Raw genomic sequence first — 19317 nt, 5'->3', positions numbered from 1 at the left:
GCTATTTACTTATTATCATTATTGTAATGATTTATTTTTCTTATGACAAAATACATATTAAGCTGTATGCATGTAGAATTGGAGGGAATCAGCATGAAAAGTCATATTCAACACAGCAAACTTTTATTGAACAAAGGTCGATTGTTTCGGTTTTTATTCGGCATTGTGCTAACGATGATCTTCGCACTGGCGGGATACGTCCTGAATGAAGTACCAGGCTTTCATTATGTAGGTCCATTGGCATGTGCGATGTTTCTCGCTATACTATACCGACAGTTGTGGGGATATCCTGAAGCTGTACGCTCAGGAATTGAATTTTCAGCTAAGAAAATACTGCGCGGAGCTATTGTGTTATATGGACTGAAGCTGAATATGGATGTTGTTATTCATCAGGGGCTGGGGTTGCTTTTACGTGATGTAGGCACTGTGGTGTTCGCCATTTTTTTTACGGTTTGGCTGGCCAAACGATGTAAGGCAGATGCTTCGCTTTCTCTACTTCTAGGGATTGGAACAGGAGTTTGCGGTGCAGCAGCAATAGCAGCTGTATCTCCCTTGTTAAAGTCGGACGATGAGGATACAGCCATAGGAGTTGGACTCATTGCCTTGGTCGGAACGGTATTTGCTATTTTGTTTACAGTGCTTCGACCTTGGCTTCCTCTGACGGATATGCAATATGGAATCTGGTCGGGCATCAGCTTACATGAAATTGCACATGTGGCCTTAGCAGCAGCGCCTGCCGGACAGGATGCTCTTGCTATGGGTTTATTAGCCAAACTGGGGCGTGTCTTCTTACTCATACCGCTTAGCTTTATTTTAATGTATTGGATGAAACGAACCGGAAAGATTCGTACAGGTACTAAAGTGGAGTTCCCCTGGTTCCTCATTGGCTTTATTGCGGCAAGTATTTTGGGAAGTTATGTTTTTGGAAAATATATTGTAGTTCCACCTAATCTAATGAACGAACTTTCTCAGCTTACTACCTTTATGTTAACGATGGCTATGGTAGGCATGGGGCTGAATGTGAGCTTTAAGACTTTAAGAGAGAAAGCAATGCTGCCCTTACTTGTACTGTCTGTTACTTCGATCATTCTTGTAGGGCTAACGTTTGTAACTGTATAAATTGGAAGTATGTGCTTGTGATGAGATTGTAGCAAATGAGATTAATAAACTGGAAAGAGCTCTGCTTGCGTATAGCTGGCGGAGCTTTTTAGTGCTTTCGTATTACAAGGCTGAAATATATAATGAATGAATCGTAACTTTTTACATAGGAGTCGCGTCTATCAAAATGGAGGCTTCAGAGGTGCATAAAATGTAAAATTTTCATAGTGAAAAATTAGAGATTGGTAGGGTACATATGAAGAAAATTAGTTTATTTGCTTTTTTGTTTCTGTTTCTATTAGCATTTCCAAGAGAAAGTCACGCTGCGTCTTCAAATTCACATATTCAGCTGGACGGTAAAGATATAAGTGTCAGCAAGGGTGCGCAGATTCAGGAAGTAAAGGGCAATGTGCTGGTTCCACTCCGTCTTATTGTAGAGGAATTGGGTTATCGTGTGAATTGGGAATCCAAGACAGGTACCATAACTATACATAAACAAAATCTCAACCTGAGCCTTCAGGTCAACAATCCCATTGCCTCAGTTAATGATCAACCGATGGGGCTGGCTGTAGCTCCTTTGCTGAACGGGGGGACGACTTATGTTCCACTTCGTTTTGTATCTGAACAGACAGGAGTTGAAGTGGTCTGGAACAACGAACTTAAAACCGTATTTTTGACGACTCCGTCTGCTTCAAGCGGAAACAGCGTGACCACCCGTGATCACTCTGCTACTCAAGCTGCAAGTGATGCTACAGAGAGTGAGCGTACAGCTATACACCAAATTAACTTCAACAATCACGAATTGATGATAACGGTGGATGGAAAGGTAAGCCCCAAAGTAACCACATTGACTCAACCAGATCGTATTGTTATAGATATACCTGATTCGAAGTTTGGCGAGGAATTTCCAGCTTCGCAATCTATTAACAATGGTGGACAAGGAAGCTTTCTAGTCACAGAAGATCTAGATGCTTCCAAGGTAAGATACTCCATGTTTAGCACAAACCCAGCCTCGGCACGTATTGTGGTTGATCTTGATCACAGCACACCCTTTCATCTTATTAATGCAGATGATGGTAAATTTGTCATAGCGTTGGATCAGGCTTCGGAGGAGTCAGCATCTACCGATACTGTTATATCTACTATACCTGTTGAGCCTACGATTTCTTCTGACGGACACGCGCAGGGGATTGACGTCTCGCACCATAATGGCAATATTGATTGGCAGCAGGTGGCGGCAGCAGGCAAGACATTTGCTTTTATTAAAGCTACAGAGGGCACCAAGTATCAAGATAATCAATTTTTAGCAAATGTTCAGGGGGCCAGAGATGCTAACATCCTGGTTGGCGCTTATCACTTTTTAAACGCAACTACCGTAGATGGAGCTCGCCAGGAAGCAGCTAATTTCGCCAGGGCTCTAGATTCAGCAGGAGGAAGGCTGGATCTGCCCCCTGTGATGGATTATGAAAATAATCCTAAAGGTCTTACTTCCGCACAGATCAGTGAAGTGGCTCATGCATTTTTGGATGAAATGGAGAAGCTTACCGGACGTGAGCCGATCGTATACACGGGAAATGTCTTTGCTTCCAAGTTTGATCCTACGTTTTCTATGTATAAATTGTGGGTAGCGCGATACAGCACTACGCAAAAGCCGACCGCAGTTCCAGCTTGGAATAGCTGGTGGGCTTGGCAATACAGTAGCACAGGCAGTGTTCCAGGTATTAGCGGCCAAGTCGATCTAGATGAGTACAATGGAACGATAGATGAACTTCGTGCTTCATTGGCAGGCTCGCTTGATTAGAAGGTTCATGTCATGATTAATCCTCGCGAATCCGGATAGGATCTGCGAGGATTTTTAATGTCTGATTTGTTTAGTTGGGCATGATCCATACGATTTCGCTGATTCGAACAAAGAATTTTTTTCCGTATACATCCAAGATGACATGGTCAGGCTTACTATCTACTACACATCCATCAATTCTGCCACGTGTTGTTTCAAGTACAACGTACTTGCCGATCATTGATTTTAATGTCTCTACGACATATGGATCTACGGGGTGTACCACGACATGGTGGGAGGTAGGATGGTGAGGAAAAGGTTGGTTAACGTTATAATTAAACATTTGATTTGAATTCAATTGCTTCACTCCTTCAGGATTAGTTGTGATATCCTATGCTCCTGCCTAGGAAAGGTGTAGGCTAATGCCCATCCGTGAAAATATTCATAACATTGCCAAAAAGCCCGGTCCATAGGAAAGCTCCATACATAAGCTATGTTGTACCTTGAATTAAAGGAGGCAATGATCCATGAGTGAATGTGAAAGAGGTTGCGGTGGCGGTTCGGTAGGGGGCTACCCAGGCGTTTGGACATCGACAGGAGCTATTCTGGTATTGTTCATTCTGCTCGTTATCATTACAAAGTCTTTCTGGATCTAAATTCAATTGAGTAGCTTAACCCCTCATTGGTATATTACCGGTGGGGGGTTAAGTGCTTTAGAGAATGGATTGTATGATAAAACACCCCAAATAACAGCGCACAAGCCCAACACAACTGTGCAGGGCTGGGGAGCTGTCAAATGGGGTGTTTTGGCATCAATAAGCCGAAACGGGAGATGGATGAGGATTAAATTAAAGCAATCGCTAATAGGGTAAATAGGCTCAAAGTTAAGATTTGATCACCATACCCATAAGGATAAAAGGCAGACGTTTGTACACGTCCGTTCCGCTCGGTTTTTAAGTACACATTTTTACGATCCACATCCGTAATGGTTCCTTCGTACTGTTTTCCGTCAATGGTGAGAATACGCACCTTTTTATTCATACAGTTCAAACAGTTGTAGTAAGCGTCCATTCAATCACCCCCTCTTATACACATTGGCATTTTATGAGAGGGAAAGTCTTATGGTAACGGCGAACATACAGGGAAGGGGGATTCCGGCGTACATCAGGTCTGACTAGGGTTAATCTTGCTCTTGATAGGGATTAAAGGAAAAGCCAGGGTATCCATGAGTATAGGTGTAACCTCTTTGGGGGGCGATCTGACGATGTGATGAAGTATCGTTTAGCCTTACATGAATTCCTGGTTTTCGAGGTGGCTGCTGCTTGCAGTCATTGGGAGGACCGATGATGACAGGTTTTTTAATAGGGGCGAGCGCTTCCTGAACCTTTTTCTCATCCAGGCAGTAAGTATGAGCCATAATGTTACTCGGCGTTAGCCGCAAAACATCGGAGCCTAAAATGAATTCAGGGACTGGAGCGTTAAAAATCGCCAACAAGTGAGTGTTGTCCACCGTGGCGACTAGATAATGCCACCATCCCTGAGGGACGTTAGCCACCTGTCCAGGTGTAATCGGAAAATGTCGTAACTCGCGAGTAAAGGGATTAATCAGTGACACGGTCACTGCTCCAGAAATACAGTATATTAGTTCTGTGGCATTTTGATGGTAGTGAGGCTCTACAACATTAGCAGTGCTGAGACGGATATCCAGTAGCGATACATTTGCTAATGTATTCAGCTGCTGGATCGACAGCTCGTTGATTGAGTTCTGAGCATCTTTCTGAAACAAAATATTGTCGCTTAAATCATAGGTGAACTGTACAGTGGGAGAGGTGTAATCCATATATGAATTCACGTGTCCTTTCCTGCCTTTCTGTTACTCGAAATGAATGATCGTACGCTACCCTATGCATTCGCCTATATTTATGTGCACAAAATGTGGTTTGAAAAAGCAAATGTCAGATTCAGGTCCTGGGTAGATTGAATCGAAAAATAGCGAAAAAAGTCACGTATTCAAGTGTAGTCGAAATGTGGTCTATTGCCCTCTCATACACGTCAGCCCCTTAGGAATGGTGTTTTATTAGCTTAGTTATTCTTAGGACCAGAGCCGGATGATACGTAAATGCGGCTTGTGGTATACTGCAACGGACGTGTGAATGCATCAATATCCGATTCCATATATAGCCACGCGTCATTTCCGCAGCTAGTCATAAGTTATGGCAAAAGAAGCATCATCGGATAAACGTCCCTGAGTTGTACAGGCCGGAATGGTTGCACCGGACAGAACATGAAAGAGGAGGTTGTCTGGAATATGAAAAAATTATCTATTTTAATCCTGTCCTGCGCATGCATGTTAGGTACAGTATTATCAGTCGCACCAGGACAAGCACAGGCACAATCGTCAGCTTTAAAGAAAGGGATTCAAAGCGAACGGGTGCTGGAGCTTCAACAGCAGCTTCATTCACTCGGTTACTTCAAAGCTGGTTTTACGGGATACTATGGCTCTTTGACCAGCAAAGCGGTGGCTCGTTTTCAGCGGGATAACGGTCTGACGCCTGATGGTATAGCGGGAGCGGCAACACAGGCCAAGCTGGATTCGTTCGGAAAGGTCCGCGTAACCGCGTTGGATCAACTGGCACGGATCATTTATTCCGAGGCGCGTGGGGAATCGTTTGAAGGACAAGTAGCTGTTGGCGCTGTAGTATTAAACCGTGTGCAGTCCGGCGAGTTTCCAAGCTCGATTCCCGACGTTATTTTACAGCCGGGTCAATTCACCGCTGTACAGGATGGTCAATACCGCCTGAAGCCCAACAAGACTGCGTACCGAGCAGCCAGACAGGCACTTAATGGGGCTGATCCGACCAATGGGTCCTTGTTTTATTACAACCCAGCGATTGCCACAGCCAAATGGAGTAAAAGCCGTCCGGCTGTCATCTCACTTGGTCGTCATACATTTACGAATTAATTCCATATGAGCATTTGTAATTTTTTCAGCCGTCAGTAGCTTCTTCTAGAAGTGGTGACGGCTTTTTGTGTATTCACAATTTTGTAATATATTAGGGGTGATGTATCTCGTTTTATATTAAAAATTCTACCTATTATTCCGATACTCTTAATAGACAAAAAATGAAATCAAAGGAGTCTTTCTAAAATGAGTCAACATCCTTATACCATCGAAGTGGATCAAGTCATTAAAACGGTACATATGGCAGTGAATGGAGTTTTTAGCCAAGAGGAGTACGACAGCTTTGTAAAGGATTATATCGCCAAAACTTCATCTATTCAGGCATCGAGCTTTACACTCAAGGTAGACTGCACCCAAATGGCACTTTTGGGACCAGGTGAAGTAGAGAAACTGAAGGGTTCTTTTGCACGTTATAAAGAAACTGGATTTGCCAAAATAATTTTTGTTATCAGCCTCCAGCAAACGATTATTAAAATGCAGCTTGGTCGCGTAGCACGTGAAGCAGGATTAAACAACGTAGATATTGTAGTACAATAATGCGCTGACGTATGAGTAAGGGGGAAACCTGATGAGCCATATCAGAATAAAAGCACTGGGAGCGTATCATCCGTCCCACTCGTTGAATAACGAATATTATATTCGCCATTTTGACGAGCGGGGAAAAGATATCCGGCGCTTCATGGAGCATATGGGAAGAAAACACCGCTATATCATTGATGACCCCAACGAAAACGGTCTAACTATGGGGATAGCAGCTGCGCAAAAAGCATTGGAGCAAGCTGGTATGACAGGTCGTGATGTGGATATGATCGTGTTCTCCACTCAAGTTCCTGAGTCGCTGTTTCCGATGAATGCCTTGTTTGTTCACCAGGCGATTGGGGCCAGACATGATGTGGCAGTGATGGATTCCAATGCGAATTGTGCAGGGATGACAGTAGCTGTCGATCAAGCCAGTCGGTCGATGTTATCTAATCCCGATGTACGGACAGCGCTTATTATCGGCTCAGATTATAATTCGCTCATTTCCGATCCTGCGGATGAGATTACTTATGCGAACTATGGGGATGCTGCGTGCGCAGTTATTTTGGAGCGTACTGAAGAGGAAACTGGATTCATAGATTCCCTGTATTTTACGGACCCCGTCAATATAGATAAAATTTTGTACCCAGCTCAGGGGTTAGCGGCGACACTTCAAAGGAACGCGCCCGGAAAATATATTCAATGGCTTCCGTTCGACGCCAATATGGCCCTGCCTCCAACATTTGAGCTGCTTGAACGCATTATAAAAAAGAATGGGCTGACGCCTCAGGATGTGCGGGCTTATTGTCTGTCGCAGTTTTCATTGGCCAATGTGTTGAAGATCCAGGATCATTTGGAGCTAGAGGATGATCAGATGATTTATGTGGGTGATCGTTATGGTTATACAGGTACCAGCAGCCCGTTCATTGCTCTATATGAAGGTATTGGATCAGGTCGTATCCGGCGTGGCGATCATGTGCTATTCTGGACGATCGGAGCTGGATATCAACTGGTTGCTATGTTGTTCAAATATTAGGAATACGAAGACCTTGCAGCTGCAAGGTCTTTTTGTATTTCCCACCATGATAATTGTAATGATTTGGTTGTGTTAGGGGTGATTATTTTGTAAAATTTAAACATTGAATTCATAAGGGAGAGCTCATATTGCGGACATTGGATAACATGACAATGATGACGGAAAACATCGTACACAATTCATAATAGGAGCTGAAGGGTTATTAAAATCGAAAATTTGTTTTACGGGGAACGAATAAAACTGGCGGCAGTTAGGGAAGAAGATGCTGAACTGATGTTCAAATGGGGCGAGGATGCGAAGTATTTGCGAAATGTAGATACGGATTTGGCACTCCCCTACACGTTGAAACAGATGGAATCGGAAGGATCTCCTAGCTCTAACGAGATCTATTTTCGGTTAAGAACATTGGCAGACGATGTCTTGATCGGATTTGTTGCTATTCATGGGATTGAGTGGAATAATCGCTGCGGGCAGCTGGCAGTAGGTATAGGTAATACAGACTACCGTGGCAAGGGGTTTGGAGCGGAAGCTATACGTCTCATTCTTCGTTATGCGTTTTATGAGCTGAATCTTAATCGGGTCGGCTTGGATGTGATTGAGTATAATACACAAGCGATCCGTACCTATGAAAAGGCAGGGTTCCAGCTGGAGGGTAGAGTTCGTTCCGCTGTTCTCCGTGATGGCAACAGCTATGATCGTATTATGATGGGCATCCTGTACTCTGAATGGATTTCGACTCTTCAAGAATAATAGATACACAATTTGTTCATAAAATATTCCATAATAAGCCTTTTAATAATGTGGAAAGAGGTTTATAGTTAAGGGGTCACATGCCCAAATCATTATTAATTTGAGTATGAGTCAAAGCTGAGGAGGAATTTACATGACAAATGTTGTAAGGTCCGTCACTTCACCCAAGAAATTTATTTCTGGACAAAATCTGCTCTCGTCGTTAAATGACTACATCAAGAATTATGGCGATAAAGCCTATGTTATTTGCGATGAGTTTATACTTGAAAGAGCCCAAAAGGAGGCAGGTGCTTCGATTGAAGCAGCTGGTAACCAAGTGGTCTTCGAGAAATTCCAATATGAATGTACAAAAGAAGAGATTGATCGTAACCGTGAATTAGTACGTAAACATGGTTCGAACATCATTATAGGGATTGGCGGGGGAAAAACGCTGGATACCGCCAAGGCAACAGCATATTATGAAAAGCTGCCTGTTGTTATTTTTCCAACGATTGCTTCTACAGATGCTCCTTGTACCGCGCTTGCGGTTATTTACAAGAAGGATGGCTCTTTTGATGAATATTTGTTCCTGCCTACGAATCCAGATGTAGTACTTGCGGATACAGGTATTTTGGCAGCGGCGCCTGCACGTTTCTTTGCAGCAGGAATTGGTGATGCACTGGCAACTTATTTTGAAGCTCGTGCCTGCTATCAGGCCAACGGGGACAATCTGGTGCTGAACAAGCCTTCCACTACAGGTCTGGGACTTGCTCGCCTTTGTTATGATACATTGCTGGAAAATGCTGTGAAGGCCAAACGCGCAGTGGATCGTAAAGTGTATACTCGTGCGGTTGAGGATACGATTGAAGCGACTATTTATCTGAGTGGTGTGGGAGCAGAATCAGGTGGATTGGCAGCGGCACATGCTATTCATAATGGTATGACGGCTGTTCCTTCGCTCCACAAAGCACAGCATGGTGAGAAAGTTACTTTTGGCTTGTTAACTCAGCTGGTGCTGGAAAACGCGCCAAAAGAAGAGCTGGAGACTGTGATTAAGCTGGTTAAGGATGTAGGGCTTCCATTAACTCTTCGTGACCTGGGTGTAGAGGAATTTGTTGAGGCTGAATGGCGCCAGGTGGCTGAAGCTGCTTGTGCGGCAAATGATACGATGATCAACATGCCGTTCCCGGTTAGTCCTGATGATGTGTATAATGCAATCATCGCAGCCAATGCGATTGCAGAATCCTATCAATAATAGTTTCTTTCTAATTAGAAAAGTGAACTTTACAAAGACGGGTCTGTCATAACACTGACAGGCCCGTTTCGTTTATGTGCACTAACGAGTGAAACGAAAGAAGGGACCAGGGACTTATATCCTATCTTGTTCTGACCGATATAGATATAACAGGGAAATTAGGTTGGTCACACAGCAGGAGGAGATTTGATGTTGGTACATGGTAAAACACGTAGGGGCAACTTGTACATCCACATGTCCAGCGGTTTTCACAAGATTGGGGATTTTCGGGAAGAATATTCCGTAGCACCAGGTGATCGGCTGATGTCTAGATTAACCAAGCGGATCTACACCATTGTATCCGTACATCTTGGTGAAGAGGCGTATGCCGATCTTGATCTTGAAGAGGTAATCAGAAATAGTTAGAGAGTTTCTTTTGACTGGGTATGAAAAAAGCTTGTATTTCGCTCTAGGAGCAAAGTACAAGCTTTTTTCTTTCAGCGGAGGGACTCATGGAGAAGATCTCGTGTGATAATATTATTTTGGTTCATAAAATGTCTAATGGTTGCCTGCGAATTAGTTGCCGACAGTTCCTTTCCCCATGTCATAGCATAAGCCCAGGCTGGCTGATTCTGTAGCACCTTCGCACTTGGCAGAATATCGCTTTCTCCGATTCCCATAGGCTTGCCTTGTGCAAGCTTTAGCAATTCAGTGTAGTAGGAGGATTTGTAATCATTATTATAGATATCGGCTGCAAGCACATCTACCCGGTTAATGCCTGGAAAGGACAGATTATAGGGCGTGCTGTATGCGTTCGGGGCATTGGGACTCCAGACCCACAATAGGTTATCTAAATGATGGACATGTACGAACCGATCATACATTAGATCCCACAGCTTAGCGTAATTTTGTTTGTTCCCCCACCAAAACCAGTTGCCGTTCATTTCATGATAGGGTCTCCATAAAACTGGTACATCCGCATCCCGTAAGGTCTTAAGGGACAGAGCCGCCTCGTCCAAATCAGCGATGAGCTGCTTATATTGCGGGGTACCCGGCGTGATGTAACGATTAAATTCAGCTTGAGTAATTTTTGCTTGTACGTTTTTCCACGTTTTTGGCTTGCCCGGTAACGCCTGATGAAAGGTGATAGCTACGATTCCGCCGTCCTGGCTCCATTCAATAGCACTATTCACAACGCGCTGACGTTGCTCTCGTAAAGCAGTACGGGACTGATTAGCCAACCCACCAAACTCATAGCCGTGAAGTCCTGCGAATTGTCCGCTGATTTGTTGCAGCTTGTTATTTTGTTCATCCGGTGCCTCTAAATAATCATGCTGTCCAGAAATTAGCATACCATCCGGTACATTAGTTAAATAGGCAAGTAATTGCCTGGCTTTGGCAGAGGCATGAGCATTAATTGGCGGGGCGGCATCGGCAACAATGAACGATTGTTGAGAGCCGCTAAAGAGTAAAACAAGCATTAGCAGTAGCACCCTCTGTAACCAAAAGCGTGTTGAGTGAGATTTCATGGCGCTCCTCCTTTGATGCTGGTAATGGGATTAGTGTTTTTCTTTGTGTTTTCTAAGTTGTATGTAGGCGCTAATCATGATCATTATCAGACTAATCATAGTCCACCCATTGAGTTCCTGCGATTGTATCCAATTGTCCCACACAAGGAAGCCTGATATAAAAACAAGCAAACCCACTATAAGGTACATTTTGGTTTGTGCTGGACGCTTGGTACGTTTAGAAACCCAATGTATGATGCCCAAAATGATGGCTGCCTGAAATAAAAATATACCCATTATCATTAAACTAGCTATAAAAATAGGGGACATCCGTATCCTCCTCCTAGGTCTACAAACAGAATATGCAGGTTGTAACCGCAGATGTGGATTCTTAGATGCAAGTTTTAGGACAGGGTGAGTAACTGTTGTGCTCTGGTTATGATCTTGAACAAGTTGACTAAATTATACCATAACTACCGTCCTGCAATGAAAGGCGTCTAAATACCCACTCTACCTTGATTCGCCATCATACTTTATATTCAGTGAAATATCGACATATGGTTTGTACACTACGTACATATGAAGCTCCGTTTGGAAATGGCGGTAAAGTATAAGCATAAATGCAACGCGAAATCGACGGAAAAGTTTGGTATGATTAAAGTGGATTGCAAAGGAGGTTTTCATATGAATGAAGAAAACAGACCATTTTCTAGTCCAGCAGATGCTGAGGGAACCAAAGCAAACTTTGATGCCAATCAGCGGAAGCTTCACTCCGAGGGAGCTTCAAGCCTTTGGCGTCAGGTCAGTAATCTGCTTATTCTGGTTGGCGTAATTGCATTGATTATTATTATAGGCCGATTACTTTAATGAGATGACTGAAAAGTCAAAAAGATTAGGGATGTGAAATGGAGTGTTAAAGGCAGCTTTACTTTTTATTTTGGCTGGCATCGCCGAAATCGGAGGTGGATATTTGATCTGGCAGTGGCTGCGAGAAGGCAAGACATGGTATGTCGGACTTTGCGGCGGAGTGATTTTAGCTGTCTATGGAGTCATTGCCACCTTCCAGGTTTTCTCCTCCTTTGGGCGTGTATATGCAGCATACGGAGGTGTCTTTATTGTTCTTTCCATTGCATGGGGCTGGTGGATTGATAAAAAGACACCTGACTTGTACGATTTCATTGGTGGATTGATTTGTTTAGTAGGCATAGCTGTAATTCTGTTGCCGCGCTCAGGTTGATAGGACAAAAACCCCTTTTTTATTTTTAAAAACATGACTATAGGTCTACAAAAATAAGCTTCATATTCCGAAATAGAACTTAAGGAGGGGGTTCTATGAACTGGAATCAAATGAAGCTTAGATTGAAATTTGGCAGTGCTATGCCGAAGAGTGAAGGTAATTTCTCTTTTGGTCTCTTGTGTGGACTCTCCATCAGCATTGTGCTGTGGATCTCAATTATTGGTTGGATCATGCTTATCTTCAAGTGATGCTTAACAAAAACCTGTGACTTATAATTCATGCTTTATTTTGTAAAATCATTACGTAGTTTGTCTATTCCACGGCCTACGGCTTCATCAATCATATCGGTAGCTGCAGGTGAATCGGCACCAGGGTCAGGAATCCGATCAAATCCTGGTTCACGCTTATCCAGAGATTGTTTATATTCGATTTGATCGTCAGTAAGACTCTTTTTTTTTGAATTATGTTTTTTCATAGCACATTACACGCTCCTTCTTAGGCATGGTCAGTTCTACACTTTACATAAACGCTTATGCTCCATATTAAACGCTTATAAAATAAACCGGGAAGGATAAATCCCGCCCGGTACTTTCCAAACAACTAGCGATGCTCAATCAAATCAATCGCTCCCAGAACAACATGAGCCAGTCCGAAACCGAGAATGCCTGTAGCTGCAAGTTTGTACTTACTGCTCAGCAACACAGCGCCTGAAGCCGATACTACCGTCCCAAGAACAGCTGGAATCATACCTTCACGCATTCGTAACACCCCTTCTGGTGGTTTGGAAAGACGTTTATTAGTGTAGTTCAAATGTGCACAAGTTATACAAAAAGAGAAATTTTATTATTTTTTAAAAAAACACTTTACAATTTGATAAAAATATCGTATTATAAGTTGGTGCCCAGATGAACGACATTTACATAACGAGAACACTTCTTAGTAAGTAAGCTTCTCAGATACTTGTAAGACAAGAACAAGTAAGTGTAAAATAGCGTTCCTAAATGCTTGCCGGGGTGGCGGAATTGGCAGACGCACAGGACTTAAAATCCTGCGGTAGGTGACTACCGTACCGGTTCGATCCCGGTCCTCGGCATCCTAGTTTATTGCATGAAGCCCTTGATAATCAGGGGCTTTTTGCTTTTTTTAGGGGTTGAGATCTAAAACCCATATCATAAGGGGCGAGTGCCATTTTCACTTTTGGGGACGGATTGGGGACAAATTTTTGGATTTACGCATAGCTTTGACATGAGTGGATACTTCCTCTATATGCATATCTGCATACCTCATAGGCTTCATTTTTTATGGAAAGGTAAAGTCTTCAGACTGAGTCGCTCTTGATTAACGCATCAATAACTTTGGTTGCTTCTTCCTCAAAATAGTTTTTCTGTTCTCTTTACGCCTTTCTTATCCTCGTTACTAATATCCGCTAGAGGATTATTTTTCGTAGCCTGATGAAGGAGAGATTGAGGTAAAGTAGGAGCCTACCCTTATTCTAATATGACTTCCATCATAATTTTGGTAATATAATCTTTTTCCCGGTATTTTACCACGGCATCATATATATATTCTTCATAAACATAATCTCCTAAAGATAAGTTTAGTCGATCCATTTCCGAAAAAAGTCGATCATAGGTTTCATGGATGCTCTTTTCTTCACCAATATGGTAGCCCGTTAGAAAATATCCTTTCTTAGTTTTCAAATAAGGATAGTCCTCCCGAGGATTAGGTTGCTTTATGTACAGATAACTGTAGTTCGTATATTCACCCTTTAATACTTGCTCTTTTTTTGTGATACCCCCAATAGGATATCCTGTATCGAGAAATGATACATATAATTCGTCAACAAATTCTGAAACCACTCTCACAAAATCTTCTTCCGAAATATTTTTTATATTTTTACTAAGATAAAGTGTTGCTTCTGCGTGTTCTTCAAGAGAAATCTGATGAAAATCTAACCGCAATGCCTCTTCCATGAGTTCTATTTTTGCGTCAATGATCCTTTCCGTCATTTCAATTTCTTTTCTTTTTTAACAATGTTCTCTTTCTGTTGGTGCATTAAAGATAAAAAGCTGGCAGGTGATTTGTGTTTCATATACTGCTGGATTTCTTTGAGTGACATTCCAAGATCTTTTAACAATTCAATCACGTTGAACCATTCTAATTGACGAATAGAATAAAAACGATATCCTTTATCGTTTTTGTAAATCGGAGAAAAAAGGCCAATTTGATCGTAATAGAGTAATGTCTGTTTATTAACTTTACATAGATCGGAAAATTCCCTCGGAGTAAAGTACTTTTCATTCATTTTTGAGTGCCTCCCTTGACTATATAGTTACTATATACCATATGATCGTTTTGTAGACAAACTAAATGGAAAGGTTTTGTTATTATGTTTAGCGAAATTCGGGTTGTAACGAGCTCGAATGAAAAAGAAGTACTTTCCTTAAGCATAGCTAAGGATCAGCGACAGTTTGTAGAATCCATCTCACAGTGTTTACAAGAGGCTAGGGAGGATACTCGTTTTGTACCAGTAGGTCTGTATAAAAATGGTATACCAGTGGGTTTTGCTATGTACGGTAAATTTGAAGACGAAGTCTGGTTCGATCGGTTTCTAATAGATGAGCGATTTCAGGGAATGGGCTTGGGCAAATATTTTATGGAAAAGCTTATTTCATTTTTAGAAAATGAGTACCCTGGCCACCATATTTATTTAAGTGTTTATGAAAATAATATCCATGCAATTCAATTATATAAACAATTTGGATTTACTTTCACAGGTGACTTTTATACACCAAAAGAAAAAATAATGAATAAAAGAAATCAATGAGATTGATAAGTTTTGAACATAGGATGTAACTATCAAAGGAGATTAAATGTAATGAATGTTAAAAAATATTTAGGTGTCTTGCTTTTTATTTTAGTGACCATCCTGTTTACAGGCTGTTCGCTCCAAACGGTCTCATTAAAGGACTCGACACACAGCAGTTCTGTTCTAACGCAATTTGATGAAGTCGCTAAATATATTTCGGAGCATAATGATCTTCCCGGGAATTATATAACCAAGAAAGAGGCCAGAAAATTAGGCTGGGAGCCTAGTGAAGGAAATTTGGAAAAAGTAGCCCCAGGCAAAAGCATAGGCGGTGATGTATTTCGAAATCGAGAAGGCTTGTTGCCCGAGAAAAAAGGGAGAATTTGGTACGAAGCAGACATTAATTACTCAGGCGGAACTAGGGGGAGCGATCGAATTCTCTACTCCAATGATGGCTTAATCTATAAAACAACTGATCATTACCGTACGTTTGAGCAACTAAAAGAATGAAGGAGGCTTTATGATGGTTGTAATTATAAATGGAAATAACATTCATGGAAAAGAAGAATTACATGATACACTTCAAGCCCAGCTTGGATTAGACCAAACTTACGGTCGAAATTTGGATGCATTATGGGATTGCTTAACTGGCTCCATCCCGATGCCACTTACAATTCAATGGCTTGATTTTCACGCAAGCAGGAAATCCCTTGGAGAATACGCCGATCGTTTGTTGGATTTAATGCGTGAAGCCGAAGAAGAGGTGGAGAATTTTACTTTTGACGTGAAAGTATAATTATCTTTTTAAAATTTCCACTTTTAGTTAGGAGAACAAAGACGAATTGGGGACAGACTCTGGTATTTTATATAGATCACAGTAGTCGTAGGTACACAGGACCAACGAGCGCCTCACCGTTAATATGCGGAAGAGGCGCTTTAATTTTGGAAAAATTACATGCTATAAAATTCAGTTTAGTTTTGTGTTTTGTAATGATAATTCTGCTACCAAATGATTTATTATCTTAATCTGGATATAGATACATCATCCAAAAGAATGGTTGCAAAAGTATCCTGTGCTGTAACGCGGAACACTAAATCTCTAGAGACTGTCCCCGAATTCCCTGAGATTGAGAAGGTACGGGAGACTCTCTCATATTGTGATGAAGGTAGCGAGTTAAGCTGGATCGTGTAGGTTTGCTCTCCTAAACTAATTTGAAGCCGACCACCGAAAGGACTGATCAAATTACGTACCCAGAAGGTCACACGGTATCTTCTTCCTCTTCTCAGATCGGAAATCGTTTGTCTAAGCGAGACGCTGTGCCCCGGGTTAGCTGAGATTCTGACGGCTTGATTGCCACTGTGCGGGTTGGTTCTGGTAATAAAGATTTGACCTGTCACGTTGCTGACGTTTGCAATCCAAGGTGTCAAATCCTGATCTTCAAAGCCGCCGTTTCTAACAACAGCCTGAGTAGGCAATATTCTTTTCTTCTTCAATGCGTGAGGTTGAGATTGTATAGGGGATCTATTCATCCCTCTACGGACAGTAGCTGTACTTTTTCCAGTTTTTTTAGGTTTCATCTCAGCCAACTCTCTTTCAGTAAAAAATGTATTTTGTATTAGTAGTTTATGAAAGTGTGAATAATAGTGTTCATATTAAGAGAAACCAAAAATACCGCCGTATGGCGGTATTTTTTTTAGTTACGTAATTACAGCGAGAAAGAGTTTTACGACTTTATAGAGCAAAATCTTGTAACAGAGGGCCGAAGCCTTTCTATTGCATAAGTTGGTATAATCATTGGTACAGCAACTTTTGACAGAAAGACATCGGAGACGAGAATTATCCCGAAAAGCGCAGAAATGCTTGTTATTCAGGAACTCTTAGCAAAGACTACAACATAGCAAACGCATAGTGATGTAGATCAATTCAGCCGCATTTGAACTGTGAATTTGACGCACAAATTTGGATTTGGCCATGGGAAGGTGGGTTCAGTGAAGCTGATATGAGTCTGACATACCATATGGAACAGTTAAGAGTCTGTTTTATGAATTTTATTAACTATGTATATATTGTAATGGATAAGAAAACAGGAGACATTGCTATTGTCGATCCGTCATGGGATTTATCGAAAATAGAGTCATATCTTCGACAGTTGAATGGTAATCTCAGAGTCATACTATTAACCCATTCACATTTAGATCATGTTAATTTGGTAAATCCGCTCCTGGAAAAGTATAGACCGCACGTATTCATGTCAATACAAGAAATCGATTATTACCATTTTAGATGTGATAATTTACATCCCGTTAAAGATGGGGATATTATCAAACTTGGAGAAACAGAAATTAGAAGTCTTTTGACCCCAGGACATACCGTGGGAAGTGTATGCTATCTTTTATCCAATCACTTGTTTACGGGGGATACCATTTTCATTGAAGGTTGTGGCTTTTGTGATCCGAATGGAGGAGATCCGAAAGACTTATATCATAGCGTTCAAAAAATAAAGCGAGAGGTTGATAGCTCCATTCAAATTTATCCTGCTCATTCATATGGTAAAGCACCTGGGTTCCCACTCAGTCACCTTATGGATGAAAATATTTATTTTCAATTTACGAGCATGAAGCCGTTTATTAATTTCAGAATGCGCCCCAACCAAAAAGGTTTATTCAATTTTAAATGAGTTGGTAAAAGGGGGCAGTTCTAAAGGGTGATGGGGCCTCTATCCCCTTAAAGATAGACCGGGTTGTTGCCAAAATGGCAATTGACACTGTTTGAGCAGAGGATTATAATGGAAATATACTATTCCAATTATATGATTATATGAAAAATAAAGGAACTTGTTTGCGGTTAATCGCTGGCGGGTCACGTTAACCACTGATGAGGGACATATCGTGAGAGATTGTAGCTTATCAAGCAGGATAAGTGAAAGGGCGAAGCTATGCATACACTGGCAGCAGACATTATAGGGGTTGATTTTGGCAGTATGTTTTGTTAGGAGATGAGCGGAGTGAATTGGTACGTGCTTTTTGTGCGAACGGGTAGGGAAGAAAGGGTTAAACAACTTTTTAATAAGTGGTTTGATTCTGAAGTTTACAAACCATTTATACCGCTCCAAGAGAGGCTTTTTAAAGTAGCAGGAACAGTCAAGAAAGAATTAGCGCCTTTGTTCCCCAGTTATGTGTTTATTGAGTCCAACTTACCTGACTTGCAGTTCGTAACAAGTACAAATTCAATGATTTATACTTCCAGCGATATCATTCGTTTATTGAGATATTCGAAGTTAGAAGCTTCTATGCGAGATTGCGAGAGACAAGTTTTAGAGAGTTTATGCAATGATAGATATTGTATAGAATGCTCAACTGGAATTATTGAAGGAGACAATATACGTATCATAGAAGGGCCGCTTAAAGGAAGAAGCAGCATAGTTAAGAAGATAGACAGACATAAAAGACAGGCGGTTATTCAGCTAGAATTTATGGGTGATATCAGACTAGTGAACGTAGCTTTAGAAATTATTAGTAAAGTTTAAATAGAATAATCGTGGGGATATCTTCTCCATTTGGAAGCTTTCAGAGCCCTTAAGGCATTTGAAGGTTTTTTTGGTTTGTGCTTGCCTATTCATAGGGGGATATGCATGTGACCATGTATACGGAACAGCTCATGTTGAAGCGGGAAGATATCGTGATGAAGGCGGCTGTTAGTTTTGTACATGCAGTTTGCCGTGACGATGCTGCTCTCGATCCGGAGATTTTTCATTCAGATGAGTGTAGCTACTTTGAGAGCCTGCTATTCCAGCGCCGAAAATCCAACTTTCTGCTTGGCAGGCTAAGTGCAAAACAAGCAGCATCCGTGCTGTTAAGGGAGCAGAACCTACGCAACATAAGCGTGGAGACAGGTGTTTTCGGCCAGCCCTTGCTTCGAACTACCGGAGTCCCTGGTTACCAAGTGAGCATTGCCCACTGTGATGAAATCGGGACCGCTGTTGTTTTTCCAGAAGCGCATCCTATGGGGATTGATATTGAGAGGATAAGTCCTAACCGAAATAAGACCATGGAAAGCCAATTGACGACGGAAGAAAGGGAAAGAATCGCAGCCGTGCGAGGAGTAGAGGAATACTCTGTTTTATTGACGGTTTCTTGGACGGTAAAGGAGGCGATTTCGAAAATATTGCGCACAGGCTTTACCGCATCATTGCAAGTGCTTGAAATTAACGAGATCAGATTTAATAGTGGATGCTTTCGGAGTACATTTTCGCATTTTCCGCAATATGCCGCCCAGTCGTATCGGTTGGGTAACTACATCTTTACTATTGCAGCGCCAAGGAAGACGGAATGGAGTATCAATATGTCTCAATTGTATGAGCAATTTAATCCGATTTTCCATCCAAGCTGTTTGTAAATAACCCAA

Annotated in this window: 25 protein-coding genes, 1 tRNA gene and 1 pseudogene; 19 read left to right on the top strand and 8 right to left on the bottom strand. The window is 41.8% G+C overall.

The features are described from left to right. Window positions 1–93 precede the first annotated feature (93 nt). Both HFD99_RS02635 and HFD99_RS02630 read left to right on the top strand, forming a co-directional pair. On the top strand, window positions 94–1119 hold the full coding sequence (locus tag HFD99_RS02635) for a YeiH family protein (protein WP_117288984.1): 1026 nt from the start codon (window positions 94–96) through the stop codon (window positions 1117–1119). Between the two features lie 235 nt (window positions 1120–1354). Next, window positions 1355–2899 carry a GH25 family lysozyme gene (locus HFD99_RS02630; RefSeq protein WP_167440798.1) on the top strand — a complete coding sequence of 515 codons (1545 nt, stop codon included), beginning with the start codon at window positions 1355–1357 and terminating at the stop codon, window positions 2897–2899. Window positions 2900–2969: 70 nt separating this feature from the next. On the opposite strand, the gene HFD99_RS02625 is transcribed toward HFD99_RS02630, so the two are convergent. Next, window positions 2970–3236, bottom strand: a complete 267-nt coding sequence (locus HFD99_RS02625; protein ID WP_016821507.1) for a DUF2642 domain-containing protein — start codon at window positions 3234–3236, stop codon at window positions 2970–2972. A 169-nt stretch (window positions 3237–3405) separates the two neighbouring features. Here HFD99_RS02625 and HFD99_RS25890 point away from each other — a divergent pair, with 169 nt between their 5' ends. Then, on the top strand, window positions 3406–3534 hold the full coding sequence (locus HFD99_RS25890; RefSeq protein WP_016821506.1) for a hypothetical protein: 129 nt from the start codon (window positions 3406–3408) through the stop codon (window positions 3532–3534). A gap of 187 nt (window positions 3535–3721) precedes the next feature. On the opposite strand, the gene HFD99_RS02620 is transcribed toward HFD99_RS25890, so the two are convergent. Next, a complete protein-coding gene (locus tag HFD99_RS02620) occupies window positions 3722–3949 on the bottom strand; it encodes a hypothetical protein (protein WP_016821505.1) in 228 nt (75 codons plus the stop codon). Window positions 3950–4058: 109 nt separating this feature from the next. Beyond that, window positions 4059–4730, bottom strand: coding sequence for a cupin domain-containing protein (locus tag HFD99_RS02615; RefSeq protein WP_031461763.1), 672 nt, complete (start codon window positions 4728–4730; stop codon window positions 4059–4061). 456 nt (window positions 4731–5186) lie between these two features. Here HFD99_RS02615 and HFD99_RS02610 point away from each other — a divergent pair, with 456 nt between their 5' ends. The 6 genes from HFD99_RS02610 to HFD99_RS02585 all read left to right on the top strand — a co-directional run bounded on the left by HFD99_RS02610 (window position 5187) and on the right by HFD99_RS02585 (window position 9784). Beyond that, the gene (locus HFD99_RS02610) at window positions 5187–5840 is read left to right on the top strand and encodes a cell wall hydrolase (RefSeq protein ID WP_016821503.1); all 654 of its coding nucleotides are present in this window, start codon (window positions 5187–5189) and stop codon (window positions 5838–5840) included. A gap of 186 nt (window positions 5841–6026) precedes the next feature. Then, on the top strand, window positions 6027–6377 hold the full coding sequence (locus HFD99_RS02605) for a hypothetical protein (protein ID WP_016821502.1): 351 nt from the start codon (window positions 6027–6029) through the stop codon (window positions 6375–6377). 31 nt (window positions 6378–6408) lie between these two features. After that, complete coding sequence (locus HFD99_RS02600) at window positions 6409–7395, top strand: ketoacyl-ACP synthase III (RefSeq protein WP_016821501.1); 987 nt, start codon at window positions 6409–6411, stop codon at window positions 7393–7395. A gap of 216 nt (window positions 7396–7611) precedes the next feature. Then, window positions 7612–8145 carry a GNAT family N-acetyltransferase gene (locus HFD99_RS02595; protein ID WP_016821500.1) on the top strand — a complete coding sequence of 178 codons (534 nt, stop codon included), beginning with the start codon at window positions 7612–7614 and terminating at the stop codon, window positions 8143–8145. A 133-nt stretch (window positions 8146–8278) separates the two neighbouring features. Beyond that, window positions 8279–9379 carry a glycerol dehydrogenase gene (locus tag HFD99_RS02590; RefSeq protein ID WP_167440797.1) on the top strand — a complete coding sequence of 367 codons (1101 nt, stop codon included), beginning with the start codon at window positions 8279–8281 and terminating at the stop codon, window positions 9377–9379. A gap of 189 nt (window positions 9380–9568) precedes the next feature. Further along, complete coding sequence (locus HFD99_RS02585) at window positions 9569–9784, top strand: hypothetical protein (protein ID WP_013371960.1); 216 nt, start codon at window positions 9569–9571, stop codon at window positions 9782–9784. 71 nt (window positions 9785–9855) lie between these two features. Here the strand turns inward: HFD99_RS02585 and HFD99_RS02580 are convergent, their stop codons facing one another. After that, entirely contained in the window at window positions 9856–10887 is a 1032-nt protein-coding gene (locus HFD99_RS02580; RefSeq protein ID WP_044785305.1) for a glycosyl hydrolase, read from the bottom strand. Window positions 10888–11550: 663 nt separating this feature from the next. Between HFD99_RS02580 and HFD99_RS02570 the strand changes: the two genes are divergently transcribed. The 3 genes from HFD99_RS02570 (at window position 11551) to HFD99_RS02560 (ending at window position 12351) form a co-directional block, all read left to right on the top strand. After that, window positions 11551–11733, top strand: coding sequence for a hypothetical protein (locus HFD99_RS02570; RefSeq protein ID WP_016821496.1), 183 nt, complete (start codon window positions 11551–11553; stop codon window positions 11731–11733). Between the two features lie 43 nt (window positions 11734–11776). Beyond that, window positions 11777–12103: a YnfA family protein gene (locus HFD99_RS02565; protein WP_013371956.1), complete on the top strand. Its 327-nt coding sequence runs from the start codon at window positions 11777–11779 to the stop codon at window positions 12101–12103. A 95-nt stretch (window positions 12104–12198) separates the two neighbouring features. Beyond that, window positions 12199–12351 (top strand): hypothetical protein, encoded by a 153-nt coding sequence (locus tag HFD99_RS02560; protein ID WP_164964474.1) that lies wholly within the window; start codon window positions 12199–12201, stop codon window positions 12349–12351. Between the two features lie 35 nt (window positions 12352–12386). On the opposite strand, the gene HFD99_RS02555 is transcribed toward HFD99_RS02560, so the two are convergent. Continuing rightward, the gene (locus HFD99_RS02555) at window positions 12387–12578 is read right to left on the bottom strand and encodes a hypothetical protein (protein ID WP_025365320.1); all 192 of its coding nucleotides are present in this window, start codon (window positions 12576–12578) and stop codon (window positions 12387–12389) included. Between the two features lie 125 nt (window positions 12579–12703). Next, window positions 12704–12862 (bottom strand): hypothetical protein, encoded by a 159-nt coding sequence (locus tag HFD99_RS02550; RefSeq protein WP_013311032.1) that lies wholly within the window; start codon window positions 12860–12862, stop codon window positions 12704–12706. Window positions 12863–13110: 248 nt separating this feature from the next. Between HFD99_RS02550 and HFD99_RS02545 the strand changes: the two genes are divergently transcribed. Next, window positions 13111–13196: transfer RNA gene (locus tag HFD99_RS02545), tRNA-Leu, on the top strand. 394 nt (window positions 13197–13590) lie between these two features. On the opposite strand, the pseudogene HFD99_RS02540 reads toward HFD99_RS02545, so the two are convergent. After that, a pseudogene (locus HFD99_RS02540) lies at window positions 13591–14408 on the bottom strand (MerR family transcriptional regulator). 84 nt (window positions 14409–14492) lie between these two features. Here HFD99_RS02540 and HFD99_RS02535 point away from each other — a divergent pair. From HFD99_RS02535 to HFD99_RS02525, 3 genes are read left to right on the top strand one after another with little or no spacing between them, the layout of a single operon-like run. Then, a complete protein-coding gene (locus HFD99_RS02535) occupies window positions 14493–14930 on the top strand; it encodes a GNAT family N-acetyltransferase (RefSeq protein ID WP_031461761.1) in 438 nt (145 codons plus the stop codon). 51 nt (window positions 14931–14981) lie between these two features. Then, window positions 14982–15422 carry a ribonuclease domain-containing protein gene (locus HFD99_RS02530; protein WP_017428096.1) on the top strand — a complete coding sequence of 147 codons (441 nt, stop codon included), beginning with the start codon at window positions 14982–14984 and terminating at the stop codon, window positions 15420–15422. A 13-nt stretch (window positions 15423–15435) separates the two neighbouring features. After that, window positions 15436–15708 carry a barstar family protein gene (locus HFD99_RS02525; protein ID WP_016821490.1) on the top strand — a complete coding sequence of 91 codons (273 nt, stop codon included), beginning with the start codon at window positions 15436–15438 and terminating at the stop codon, window positions 15706–15708. A 221-nt stretch (window positions 15709–15929) separates the two neighbouring features. On the opposite strand, the gene HFD99_RS02520 is transcribed toward HFD99_RS02525, so the two are convergent. Then, entirely contained in the window at window positions 15930–16490 is a 561-nt protein-coding gene (locus tag HFD99_RS02520; protein ID WP_019687997.1) for a carbohydrate binding domain-containing protein, read from the bottom strand. 464 nt (window positions 16491–16954) lie between these two features. Between HFD99_RS02520 and HFD99_RS02515 the strand changes: the two genes are divergently transcribed. From HFD99_RS02515 to HFD99_RS02505, 3 genes are all read left to right on the top strand, one after another. Then, window positions 16955–17590 (top strand): MBL fold metallo-hydrolase, encoded by a 636-nt coding sequence (locus tag HFD99_RS02515; RefSeq protein ID WP_019687996.1) that lies wholly within the window; start codon window positions 16955–16957, stop codon window positions 17588–17590. 327 nt (window positions 17591–17917) lie between these two features. Next, window positions 17918–18439, top strand: a complete 522-nt coding sequence (loaP, locus tag HFD99_RS02510) for an antiterminator LoaP (protein WP_016821487.1) — start codon at window positions 17918–17920, stop codon at window positions 18437–18439. Between the two features lie 113 nt (window positions 18440–18552). Continuing rightward, the gene (locus HFD99_RS02505) at window positions 18553–19308 is read left to right on the top strand and encodes a 4'-phosphopantetheinyl transferase family protein (protein ID WP_225164909.1); all 756 of its coding nucleotides are present in this window, start codon (window positions 18553–18555) and stop codon (window positions 19306–19308) included. The last annotated feature ends 9 nt before the right edge of the window (window positions 19309–19317 follow it).

Source organism: Paenibacillus sp. EKM301P (assembly GCF_011800295.1).
GTDB classification, from domain to species: Bacteria; Bacillota; Bacilli; order Paenibacillales; family Paenibacillaceae; genus Paenibacillus; species Paenibacillus polymyxa.
Note: the sequence above shows the minus strand (reverse complement) of the source record. Positions and strands in the feature narration are given on the sequence as shown.

Bases quoted from the DNA above. Each gene is read 5' to 3' on its own strand.
- HFD99_RS02635 (WP_117288984.1), top strand. From the start codon at position 94: ATGAAAAGTCATATTCAACACAGCAAACTTTTATTGAACAAAGGTCGA.
- HFD99_RS02630 (WP_167440798.1), top strand. From the start codon at position 1,355: ATGAAGAAAATTAGTTTATTTGCTTTTTTGTTTCTGTTTCTATTAGCA.
- HFD99_RS25890 (WP_016821506.1), top strand. From the start codon at position 3,406: ATGAGTGAATGTGAAAGAGGTTGCGGTGGCGGTTCGGTAGGGGGCTAC.
- HFD99_RS02620 (WP_016821505.1), bottom strand. From the start codon at position 3,949: ATGGACGCTTACTACAACTGTTTGAACTGTATGAATAAAAAGGTGCGT.
- HFD99_RS02610 (WP_016821503.1), top strand. From the start codon at position 5,187: ATGAAAAAATTATCTATTTTAATCCTGTCCTGCGCATGCATGTTAGGT.
- HFD99_RS02605 (WP_016821502.1), top strand. From the start codon at position 6,027: ATGAGTCAACATCCTTATACCATCGAAGTGGATCAAGTCATTAAAACG.
- HFD99_RS02600 (WP_016821501.1), top strand. From the start codon at position 6,409: ATGAGCCATATCAGAATAAAAGCACTGGGAGCGTATCATCCGTCCCAC.
- HFD99_RS02590 (WP_167440797.1), top strand. From the start codon at position 8,279: ATGACAAATGTTGTAAGGTCCGTCACTTCACCCAAGAAATTTATTTCT.
- HFD99_RS02585 (WP_013371960.1), top strand. From the start codon at position 9,569: ATGTTGGTACATGGTAAAACACGTAGGGGCAACTTGTACATCCACATG.
- HFD99_RS02580 (WP_044785305.1), bottom strand. From the start codon at position 10,887: ATGAAATCTCACTCAACACGCTTTTGGTTACAGAGGGTGCTACTGCTA.
- HFD99_RS02570 (WP_016821496.1), top strand. From the start codon at position 11,551: ATGAATGAAGAAAACAGACCATTTTCTAGTCCAGCAGATGCTGAGGGA.
- HFD99_RS02560 (WP_164964474.1), top strand. From the start codon at position 12,199: ATGAACTGGAATCAAATGAAGCTTAGATTGAAATTTGGCAGTGCTATG.
- HFD99_RS02555 (WP_025365320.1), bottom strand. From the start codon at position 12,578: ATGAAAAAACATAATTCAAAAAAAAAGAGTCTTACTGACGATCAAATC.
- HFD99_RS02550 (WP_013311032.1), bottom strand. From the start codon at position 12,862: ATGCGTGAAGGTATGATTCCAGCTGTTCTTGGGACGGTAGTATCGGCT.
- HFD99_RS02535 (WP_031461761.1), top strand. From the start codon at position 14,493: ATGTTTAGCGAAATTCGGGTTGTAACGAGCTCGAATGAAAAAGAAGTA.
- HFD99_RS02530 (WP_017428096.1), top strand. From the start codon at position 14,982: ATGAATGTTAAAAAATATTTAGGTGTCTTGCTTTTTATTTTAGTGACC.
- HFD99_RS02525 (WP_016821490.1), top strand. From the start codon at position 15,436: ATGGTTGTAATTATAAATGGAAATAACATTCATGGAAAAGAAGAATTA.
- HFD99_RS02520 (WP_019687997.1), bottom strand. From the start codon at position 16,490: ATGAAACCTAAAAAAACTGGAAAAAGTACAGCTACTGTCCGTAGAGGG.
- HFD99_RS02515 (WP_019687996.1), top strand. From the start codon at position 16,955: ATGAATTTTATTAACTATGTATATATTGTAATGGATAAGAAAACAGGA.
- HFD99_RS02505 (WP_225164909.1), top strand. From the start codon at position 18,553: ATGTATACGGAACAGCTCATGTTGAAGCGGGAAGATATCGTGATGAAG.